Annotated in this window: 9 protein-coding genes; 4 read left to right on the forward strand and 5 right to left on the reverse strand. The window is 40.3% G+C overall.

Translation table 11 applies throughout. From position 1 onward, the window contains the following. From WA010_RS06970 to WA010_RS06985, 4 genes are all read right to left on the reverse strand, one after another. On the reverse strand, positions 1 to 1,168 hold a 1,168-nt coding region (locus tag WA010_RS06970), incomplete at its 3' end, for a sensor histidine kinase (protein ID WP_422556410.1). Between the two features lie 73 nt (positions 1,169 to 1,241). Continuing rightward, complete coding sequence (locus WA010_RS06975; RefSeq protein ID WP_422556411.1) at positions 1,242 to 2,051, reverse strand: peptide deformylase; 810 nt, start codon at positions 2,049 to 2,051, stop codon at positions 1,242 to 1,244. 44 nt (positions 2,052 to 2,095) lie between these two features. Continuing rightward, complete coding sequence (locus WA010_RS06980) at positions 2,096 to 2,257, reverse strand: hypothetical protein (RefSeq protein WP_422556412.1); 162 nt, start codon at positions 2,255 to 2,257, stop codon at positions 2,096 to 2,098. Between the two features lie 134 nt (positions 2,258 to 2,391). Next, on the reverse strand, positions 2,392 to 3,861 hold the full coding sequence (locus WA010_RS06985) for an NAD(P)/FAD-dependent oxidoreductase (protein WP_422556413.1): 1,470 nt from the start codon (positions 3,859 to 3,861) through the stop codon (positions 2,392 to 2,394). Positions 3,862 to 4,210: 349 nt separating this feature from the next. Here WA010_RS06985 and WA010_RS06990 point away from each other — a divergent pair, with 349 nt between their 5' ends. From WA010_RS06990 to WA010_RS07005, 4 genes are all read left to right on the forward strand, one after another. Next, positions 4,211 to 4,543, forward strand: coding sequence for a cytochrome C (locus WA010_RS06990; RefSeq protein WP_422556414.1), 333 nt, complete (start codon positions 4,211 to 4,213; stop codon positions 4,541 to 4,543). A gap of 129 nt (positions 4,544 to 4,672) precedes the next feature. Continuing rightward, positions 4,673 to 6,064, forward strand: coding sequence for a DUF3373 family protein (locus WA010_RS06995; protein WP_422556415.1), 1,392 nt, complete (start codon positions 4,673 to 4,675; stop codon positions 6,062 to 6,064). A 10-nt stretch (positions 6,065 to 6,074) separates the two neighbouring features. Further along, a complete protein-coding gene (locus WA010_RS07000; protein WP_422556416.1) occupies positions 6,075 to 7,508 on the forward strand; it encodes an NAD(P)/FAD-dependent oxidoreductase in 1,434 nt (477 codons plus the stop codon). A 361-nt stretch (positions 7,509 to 7,869) separates the two neighbouring features. Beyond that, the gene (locus tag WA010_RS07005; RefSeq protein WP_422556417.1) at positions 7,870 to 9,039 is read left to right on the forward strand and encodes an NAD(P)/FAD-dependent oxidoreductase; all 1,170 of its coding nucleotides are present in this window, start codon (positions 7,870 to 7,872) and stop codon (positions 9,037 to 9,039) included. On the opposite strand, the gene WA010_RS07010 is transcribed toward WA010_RS07005, so the two are convergent. Further along, positions 9,040 to 10,421, reverse strand: a 1,382-nt coding sequence (locus WA010_RS07010; RefSeq protein WP_422556418.1) for a DUF3458 domain-containing protein, incomplete at its 5' end; no start/stop codon positions are given.

The raw sequence follows: 10,421 nt of genomic DNA on the forward strand, positions 1-10,421 counted from the left end.
TTGAAAGATCAAATTTGCTCAACGTACATTCACGATTGACAATCACCGGTATTTTTAACGTAAAAATGCTCCCTTGCGATGGTGAAGATTTTAACTCTATAGTCCCTCCCATATGCATTGCTAGCTGCTTACAAATCGAAAGCCCCAATCCTGTTCCACCATGTACTTTTGAACTATTTTCTTGTGCTTGCGAAAAAGCATCAAAAATTCTTTCCTGTTCACCCAACGCTATCCCCATTCCATCATCTGCAACTGAAAGAAACAAAATTCCGTTTTCATAACGTGATTCAACATGTATTGCTCCACCATTATGGCTAAATTTAATAGCATTACTCAGAAAATTACCCACAATTTGTTTGATCCGTAAAGCATCGGCTACCAATTCATACGGGATCGCGGGATCTATAAAACTGGTAAGGGTAATGCTTTTTGAATTGGCACCCGGAACAAAAAGTTCCATGGTATGTGATATCTCATCGTGAATGTTAAACGGCTGCGGATCAACTGTAAACTCACCGCTTCGCAGTTTTGAAAAATCCAAAATATCATTGATAATATGGAGAAGGTTTTCCCCACTGTTAGAAATAATATCAAGATATTGTTGATATCGAGGATTAATTGTTTCATCTTTAAGTAAAGATACAAATCCCAAAATAGCATTGAGTGGTGTACGAATCTCATGAGACATGTTAGACAAAAAATATTCTTTGGCTTTCGAAGCATTGATAGCTTCTTGCTCTTTTTGGTAAATTGTGTCTGTATAAAGCTTAAGTATGCTGGCAAAGTTTTGATCAAAAAGATAGCTAATAGCAAAAAATACTTCTTGATCATTAATGTTTAAACGGTACGTCGCATTGAGAACAGAGCGTTTAAAATGGGTACAAAGTACAAATAACTCATCTGCACGAAACTCTTTATTTTTAAGATACTCAATCAGTTCAACAATAACAGGACACTCCCCAATCGCCATATGACCCGCAACAACACCCATAAAATAATTGAATACATTTCCAGCATATTCAACTTTAAAAAAATCAACATCAATTTCATGCCGCTGTAAGATTATTTCACATGATGTTTCAGATATCCATTCAACTAAAATGGCTTCTTTTTCTGCGATTAAAATATCTTTTGATTGGGCTAGAGCCGTTATATCCGGAAGAGACATTATAAAGTTCCTTACACAACAAACTTTTTAAATTATAATACTCTAAAAAAGTAAAAAATATAATATTTTATTATTAAGGTGCTACCCAGTAAAAAACACCGAGTGAGGTAATCAGAAGTTGAAAAGCTAAAATTGCAACGGTACCGATAATATTGCCGATTTGACAACTCGTACACTGCTTATATTTTTTACCTTCATACTGTCCATAAATAAAATAAATAATCATCAACAGTACTACACCGATGATAGCATATTTATCGAGGGTATAGACTAATTCACGTAACTGGGATGAAACAAAAAGAGGGAGAATAAATGTTAAAGTAACGAATACCAAAAGATATTTAGCTCCCCGTTTAAAATAATCGCGGACAAAAACGACAGGACACGCTTCTCCTGCAACAAAGCCCTCATCTGAGAGCTGTTTTTCTGCCTCTGTACGACCCTCTTTATTGAGTTTATCGAGTAATGTCCCCCCAAAGAGAAAATCGATCTGTTGCTGGACTCTTCGAGAAAATTCCCCTTCAATATCGAGATGGCATAACTCTCCATGGCGGTTTTCATACACCACTTTTATCTTTCCGTAACGCTTGATAGTAGCACTAAAGCCGGAAGGGAAATAAGCACTTTTCTCCTCCGCCTCAGCAACTCCCTCATTAACAATAATCCGTGCATTAATCAGTTCAAATGTCTCTTGAGCCTCTTTGATAATGATAGCACTAAAAGGGATTGCAATTTGGATCGCAGAAAGTGCATTCAGACCATGATGTTCCATCGTATCGTGCATATTTTCCAACAGTTCAAACAACTCATCATCAAATTTCCGAACATCGGCAGAAATATATTTAATCCGCTCATCGGGATAGGTGATCAATTCTTTAATCATAGGTAAGTCTTTATAGGGAGGTATAGCCCCGAGAGGGGCTTTTATTAGTGGCTTTTACGAACAACGATCAACATTTTAATGTTGATCATGACAAAGCGGATAAACTGCCAAATAAGGCAAGTACGAAAAAATTTAACAAAACTTGTTGGTACCATTGTGGTGTAGTTTGCATCGTACGGTTTAACGTATTTTTCGATTTCTTTCATAAATATATTCTCCTTTTTTTACTGATGTTACACACTAAAACGAATACATCCGTTTTAGTGGCAGGGACAAATGTCCCTTGCAACCCCCTAAAGCTACAAAAACTACGTTTTTGAGAATTTAAAGGGTCAGGTCTTTATTCCGGGATCATTGTCCAGCCCGGATTGAGCTTGGCTTTATAAATAAACATGTGGTGAAGGATGTGTTTAATCCAGTGACCTGCAAGTCCGATTTCACCGAAAGTGTAATCCAAATCACGTCCGAGACCAGGATATTTTTCGAAGTCAGGAACAACCGGATAAACAGTCAATGCCGCAGCGGTACCGTCAAATAGACCTTTACCTGCTGATGCAACACACGCCGCACCCATTTCTGCCATAGACGCTTCATGCAAGTGTGCACTCGGCCCTTTTTTGATCAAATCACAAACACTGTGTGCTACCGCTTTACCGATAATACCACTTGGCATACCTGTACGTGGAGGCGTTGGGAAAATTTGAGTACCGTTTGGCGTCGTCATTGGTTTAGAAATCGGATGCGGAGGAGCAAACGCGATACCTGCTGCAAAGAGATTTTTGTACGTTGGGTTTTGGTAAGTACGTGGCCAGTCAGATGCTTTCCAGTTTTCATACGCACCTGCATCGTATTTTGCATCAACTTTCATAAATCCGCTTGGCGCAAATACCGTAGATGTAATATCTTCACCTGCTTTATCATACGCCTTAAGTCCTACTCCGGCGAAAGGTGGAATCAACATCGCGAAATCGAAAGTCTCTTCACCCATTGAACCATCGAGAAGCTCATACGAAACTTTCCCTTTTTCAACTTTGTTAACATGAGCACCGATCAACCAGTTAACTCCACGCTCAGAATACAAAGACTCTGCAAAAAGACGTGAAGATGCTGCGTAACCGCCGCGTTTCATGTGCAATCCGCCGATACCGAAGTCACCGAGAAATGATTCGTTAGAGATCCATTGCATATCTGCCATATCACGAACACCTGCTTTACGTAGTTCATGCTCGATGTTGAAAATGTACTCAAATGCGGCACCTTGACAAGTACACATACCGTGACCCGTACCGATGAGGAATTTTTGACGCTCCCCTTTTTTCATTTTTTCGATACATTTTGCAAATTCGTGTGCTGCGTGATCCGCGTGATCCGCCGTACATACGGAAACGGTAAATTCACCCAAACCATTAGCATCGCCAAGACCCGGAGTTGCAGCAAAATTCAGCTTCGGTCCTGTAGCGTTGATAAGATAATCATACGCTACCTCTTCGCTTTGACCTGCTTTACCTTGACCGGTATACTCGATCGTAACAAATGGTTTGTCACTGCTTGTATTTCCTTCAGGATTAAGACTTACTGCTTTGGCCTGCTTATAGGTAATACCCGCTTTTTCATAGACAGGAGCGAGATCAAAAGTGACCTCTTCTTTTGTCATTTGACCAACACCCACCCAAATATTTGATGGGATCCAGTTCCATTTTGAGTTAGGGGTTACTACCACTACCTCGTGATCTTTTCCGAGCCAATCTGCCGCAAATGTCGCGGCAGTATGTCCAGCAACACCGCCACCGAGGACGACTACTCTTGCCATTGATTCTCCTTCGTAAGTAATTCCATAAAAGATGATTATAATAGCATTATATCACAATTTTATCACATCCTTAAAATAACCATTATAATTTAAATTAAGATTTCCATAAAAGGTATAAGTGTTACTTTTTTTCCCAGCAAGTTTCATTTATCAATAGTCACATTTTAAAGTAATTCCAACATTATATAGGTTATAAATAAATATTATTTGACGAATTAATGGATAATTATAATGTCACATAATATATTGATTAACTTTATATTATTTTTATGTTCAAATAGCTATTATTTCCGCTCGGAGTATTTGAGCGTTTTTGCCTCATCTAAATAACATACAAAAGGATTCTACGATGACATCATTCACTAAAACAGCTATGGTTGCACTCCTTTCAATCAGTGTACTTAGTTCATCAGTATTTGCTGATGCAGAAAAAGGGAAAAAACTCTACCAAAAAAATCTGAAAGAGGTTTGTGGTATTACCGGTGGGGTATTCGCCGCTAAATTCAAACAAGCAGACTGGGACAAAGCGTACAAAGCAGGCACATTAGACAAAAAGATGACCGAAGCGTGCCCCGCTGGAAAAACCTATTTTGAAAGTGACAAATTCAAAAAGACCGAAGAGCACATGTACAACTTCGTCCATGATTTTGCAAAAGACAGTGGAAATATCCCATCTTGCTAATCACAATTTATTGAAACCCTCGGGTTTCAATGACTCGAACTCTCTTTAAATCTTCCAATTCGCTTTTATCACAATAAACGACTCGGAATATCTAAAGAGAAGTCACTCTAAAAAACTTGAGGAAGAAATATGATGATAAAGCATCTATCACTAGCAGCGGCATTAACGATCGGCACAATCACTCATGCCGATGAGGCTGCTTTGCAAAAACAGATCGAAATGTTGATGAAACGGATTGAACAACTCGAAAAAGCTCAAGGTACTATTGTTCAGACTCAAACGGTTCTCCAAGAATCACAAACGTCCATCAAAGAAGAACAAACCGCCCAAAGCGATCTACTCTCAAAAGTCAACGCTCAAAGCTCTAATGATAATATCAAATGGGATATCGATTTTCGCAGTGGGGTTCACAGTATTGATTATAAAGGGGTAAGTGGTATCGAATCCAATACCCTGATGACTAATCGTTTATGGTTGGGAATGGGATCAAAAGCAACGGAAAATCTATTTTTCTATGGACAACTTGCCGTATATAATTACTGGGGAGTTCAACCTGAAGATATTACTTGGAATGATGATAACTGGCGTGCAAGCTCTCGACCTCACGATGTTGATCTTCGCCTGCGCCAAGCCTATTTTGTTTATAAATTCGGTAACGATTGGGACGTACCTATGACATTCAGTACCGGAAGACGTGCGGCAACGGATGGTTTTTTAGCAAATCATCGTGAAGGAAATAAAAAACCGGGTTCACCTCTGGCACATATTACTAACATGGAAGTCGATGCGGCGATGGTACAGTTTGATTTTGATAAAGTATTCCTTCCTGGATCGTATCTCAAAGTTGTTTACGGTCGCTCCAATGATTCTATCAATACCTCTACCTATTTAAATGATTCAACAACAGACGGTACTGTCGATTTTATTGTCTTTCCAATGTCAATTTATAACGATGGCGCAAGTAATCTAATGGCACAATATGCAAAAATCACTAATGTCAAAGGAGAGCCAGATAGTCTAGGAAACCTACGATCAGCGGGAACCGCTCATCTCGGAGCTATATCGTATCAACTTGACGGCTTAAGTGAAGAGAATGAATTTTTAGAAAATTCCACTCTCTTCGCCAGTGCGGGAGTCTCTTCCACTCATCCTAATCGAGGTATCAACATGTTAGGATCCCTAGAGGATAAAACAGGCTATAGCCTTTGGGCAGGCTTTTTGTTTCCAGATCAAATCACCGATGGGGGACGATTTGGATTAGAATACAATTGGGGCAGTAAATATTGGACACCTATGACATGGGCAGAAGATTCAATGACCGGATCAAAAATCGCAACACGCGGTAGCGTCTACGAGGGGTATTGGAATATTCCTATCGTCGGTAAAAATTTAACCGCACAGTTGCGATATACCTATCTTGATCACCAATATCGTGCCAATAGCTCGTATATGATGGATCCAGATACTCAAAATCTCGACAATTCTCAAGAACTTCGCGCTTTCGTGCGCTATCAATACTAAGGAAGTAATAATGTCTAAAATTGAAAAAAATCCACTTGATATTATCCAAGAGGGAATGTCACGTCGTGATGCCCTCAAATTTATGGGGCTCTCTCCTATTGCGGCTGGCGTTCTCGCATCTTCTGCATCTGGAAACGTAACTAAAGCATCTGCATCGGATGCTAAAGGGAAAATTGTTATTGTTGGTGGAGGTGCCGGAGGAATTATGGCAATGGCACGCTTACGCAGTGCCCTTTTAAATCCGGATATCACTATTATTGCTCCAAATGAAAAACATATTTATCAACCTGGACAAGTTTTTGTCGCAGCGGGTGAGTATGCTCCTGAAGATATAATGGGGAGTAATCTCGATATGATCCCAGATGATGTTAAATGGATTAAAGACGAAGTGAGTACTTTCGATCCGGATAATAATCATGTGGTGACCCGAAGCGGTGAAATTGTCAAATACGATTTTCTTGTTGTTGCTACCGGATTGGTTTATCATTACGAAAAAATCGAAGGACTCACTACCGATATGATCGGAAAAAATGGTATTTCAAGCGTTTATTTGAACGATCTCGAAAAAGGTACAGCTCAAGGAGGTGAAATTACATGGCAATGGTTCAACGACGTTAAAGCAGCGGCAAAAAATGGTAAACCTCGTGTTATCTGTACTCAGCCCTCAACTCCAATCAAATGTGGCGGAGCACCGCAAAAAATCCTCTATCTGGTAAACGATTTTTTAAAACATGATTCACTCACTGCTGATTTTACATTTGCTATGAACGGAGACAAGCTTTTCGGCATTCCTGCTGTCAATGAAACTCTTACCAAAGTGGTTCAACCTCGTTATGGGAATATTACCAATAAATTCAAACATAACCTTGTTGCTATCGATGCTGAGAAAAAAATAGCCACCTTTGAAACCAAAGTAGAAACCAAAGGTGCATATGACGAAGACTTGGAAGAGTATGAGATTATTACAACGGTTGAACGTGTCCCTATAGAATATGATTTCATCCATATTGTCCCTCCCATGTCTGCCCCTGATGCGGTTAAAAATTCACCACTTGGATGGCAAAAAGGGACAGCAGCCGGATGGCTCGAAGTTGACCAAGAAACTCTACAGCATAACCGCTATCCAAATGTTTTTGGAATCGGAGACGTCTGTGGAATTCCTCTAGGGAAAACCGGAGGAAGTGCACGCCACCACGGACCGATCATGGTCGCTAACCTCATCTCCCAAATGGAGAAAAAAACTTTGCATCAAAAATTTGACGGATATACCGTATGTCCACTCAAAACACAATACGGTAAAATCATTCTTGCCGAGTTTAACTACCTCGGTGCTGCCCCTTCCTTCCCACTTTCTGTTGGTGAGGAACGATGGATTTGGTGGGCATTTGATCTTTATATGCTCAAACCGATGTACTGGCATTTGATGATGCGGGGATTGATGTAAAATGGGGCTTATTCTGCGTCGAGAGCTTTTGATTTTTGTAATATTGATGCTGATTTTGGCACCATTGATACATCCAGATTTCTTAAACGCACCCGTCGAACGATTTAAACTAATGATGGAAAAAGAAAACTTTTTCCATCCGTTTATTTATATTCTTATTCTTTATCTCCTCATTGCAGCACTACGTTTTTTCTATCTCTCTCTTACAAAACTTCTTTCAAAAAGATCATAATTTAATCTAATTTGACGAATAAAAGGTATTCATCTGTTGACTTTACACATCATTAATATTATAATAACTATATATAATAATGCTATGTTTTAATAATGAATATTTATAGTTATAAAGAAGGTGGTCTTAATGAAAAATATAGTTATCATCGGTGGTGGAATTGCAGGAGTTGAAGCAGCGATCTATTATCGCAAAGAGGGTTTTAATGTAGAGCTCATCAGTGAGAGGGAATATTTATTTATTTATCCAACCGCTATTTGGATTCCGGTCGGAACAACTTCATTCGAGAATGTTGCCTATCCTTTGGCAAAAATTGCAAAAGTACACGGCTTTACCCTTTTGATCGACCGCGTTACAGGTATCAATGCTCGTACTAAAACACTTATACTCGAACAAACTGGAGAACGATCTGTCGAATATCTCGTGATTGCTATCGGTGCCGCAAAGATGAAACATCCTGGATTAGAACATACCCTCTCTATCTGCGGAGCACCCGAACAGTCCCTTCTACTCAAAGAAAAAATTGATGCGCTAATTGCCAAAGGATCAGGAAAAATCACTTTTGGATTCGGCGGCAATCCTAATGACCAAAGCGCCATGCGTGGAGGTCCAGGGTTTGAGCTTTTTTTCAATCTTCATCACCGCCTTAAAAAACTCAAAATTCGCGACAACTATGAGATGACTTTTTTTGCTCCGATGCCTTCTCCAGGAGCGCGTATGGGAGAAAAAGCTCTTAAAATGATGCGTACGCTGTTTCAACAAAACCATTTTACTACCCGCTACGGTAAAAAAATTAAATATTTTGAAAATGACACGATTGTCTTTGAAGACGATAGCCGTTTGGAAAGTGATCTTATTATGTTTATTCCTGCCGGAAATGGTTCTGATATGATTCAATCCTCCGATCTACCCCAAAATAATGCCGGATTTATCCGTATCAATAATTACTGCGAAGTCGAAGGGGTTGAGGGATGGTATGCAATTGGGGATGCTGCAGCGTTAGAAGGACCTGACTGGAAAGCTAAACAAGGTCACATTGCTGAAATTATGGCACGCAATGCGGCTCATAATAGTGCTATTTCACAAGGGCTAAAATCAGGTGAGAAAAAAGGGTATCACAATCATCTCAGTATTCTATGCGTAATGGACATGGGAAATGGAGCCGGTTTTATTTATCGTGATGATAAAAAGGCTCTTCTAATTCCTATGCCGATCATCGGTCATTGGATGAAGATCGGATGGGGCTGGTATTACAAACTCTCAAAGATAGGGTATATCCCCCGCATTCCGGGAATGTAATCACCTTTGTAAAATTTTTGTCACAATCTCATACACGTTGTTGGAAAGATTCGGATGATTTTTAATCCGCTCCAATTCCAACCCCATCAGCATTTTTTGCTCGATATTTAAACGACCATAATTTTTAAATGCCCCCGCAAGCCCCGAAGCGATTTGAGGGTTGAGGGCATCAATTTCGATCACTTTTTCGGCAACAAATCTAAATCCCTCTCCGCTTCTCTCATAAAAAGCAACCGGATTACGGGTAAAACTTCCAATCAAAGAACGTACTAGATTCGGTATTTTGAGATCATACGCAGGATCTTCTTGAAGTGCAATGACGCGTTGGAGTGTCCCCTCACGTCTGGTGGATGCAAGAACACTAAAGTATTTATTCATCACCAAAGTTTGATTATTGTAGCGATCGTAAAAATCCGCCAACGGTGCGTGCGCTAATTCAGGAGCGTAGTTCTCTAGTAAATCCAACGCTGCTAAGCGCTCACTCATCGAGCGTGCCTCATAGTAATGTTCTCGGCACATTTGGCTGATCGACTCATCTCCCAAACTCATCACAATCCCCAAAAGGCGATTTTTTAAAGCCCGTTTGCCGATGCTGATCCCGTCTATATCGGTGTTCGTTGGTGTGTATAATCCACTAATCTCTTCTCGAAGCTCACTAAAATAGCGTTTTGCTAACACCCGTTTTAGCTCCTCTTGCGCATTGTATATGGAGACCACATCGATCGTCTCTTGACGCTGCATCATGGTCGTAATGCTCGGAAGTTCTAAGACTTGCGATTTAAACATCGGATCCATCGTGCTATCACGTAACAAAGCCCCGTAGCTCTCGATGTAGCGTTCATTCACCTCAGCACCACTCATCATCGCCTCTAAGGTTTCGATACCGAAACGGTTTGCCGCCTCATAACGGACAAATCCATCCCGATCGTGTGCCATTAAAAATGGATAATCGACTTCGTCGCACTCGATAATCACCGGAGCACTAAAATGACGGTTTAAAGAGAGTTTAGGCTCTAAGGTGATCGCACTAAATCTCACTTCACTAACCTCATCGGTGATCCATAACGTAGCAGAGTTGAGGAGAATAACGTCCGAAGTGATCAGATCAAATTCCTCACCATTCTCGGATAAAAGGGCGATATTCAGAGGCAACGCATAAGGGAGTTGCTCTTGATTCTTAGTATTTTTCGGAACCTTTTGGACGATTCGCAGCACCAATTCTGAAAGCTCAGGAGAATAGGTACTCGAAATATGGAGTGTCGGGGTACGTTCTTGAGAATACCACCGTTTAAACTGGCTCAAATCGACCGGACTTTCACTCTGCATCGCCCACAGAAAATCCTCCGTCCCAACCGCATTTCCATCAAAGGTATCGAAGTAAA

Source organism: Sulfuricurvum sp. (assembly GCF_049305995.1).
In the GTDB taxonomy this organism is placed as follows: Bacteria; Campylobacterota; Campylobacteria; order Campylobacterales; family Sulfurimonadaceae; genus Sulfuricurvum.

Excerpts from the sequence above, each read along its gene's own strand:
- WA010_RS06975 (WP_422556411.1), bottom strand. The coding sequence starts at position 2,051 with ATGATTAAAGAATTGATCACCTATCCCGATGAGCGGATTAAATATATT.
- WA010_RS06980 (WP_422556412.1), bottom strand. The coding sequence starts at position 2,257 with ATGAAAGAAATCGAAAAATACGTTAAACCGTACGATGCAAACTACACC.
- WA010_RS06985 (WP_422556413.1), bottom strand. The coding sequence starts at position 3,861 with ATGGCAAGAGTAGTCGTCCTCGGTGGCGGTGTTGCTGGACATACTGCC.
- WA010_RS06990 (WP_422556414.1), top strand. The coding sequence starts at position 4,211 with ATGACATCATTCACTAAAACAGCTATGGTTGCACTCCTTTCAATCAGT.
- WA010_RS06995 (WP_422556415.1), top strand. The coding sequence starts at position 4,673 with ATGATGATAAAGCATCTATCACTAGCAGCGGCATTAACGATCGGCACA.
- WA010_RS07000 (WP_422556416.1), top strand. The coding sequence starts at position 6,075 with ATGTCTAAAATTGAAAAAAATCCACTTGATATTATCCAAGAGGGAATG.
- WA010_RS07005 (WP_422556417.1), top strand. The coding sequence starts at position 7,870 with ATGAAAAATATAGTTATCATCGGTGGTGGAATTGCAGGAGTTGAAGCA.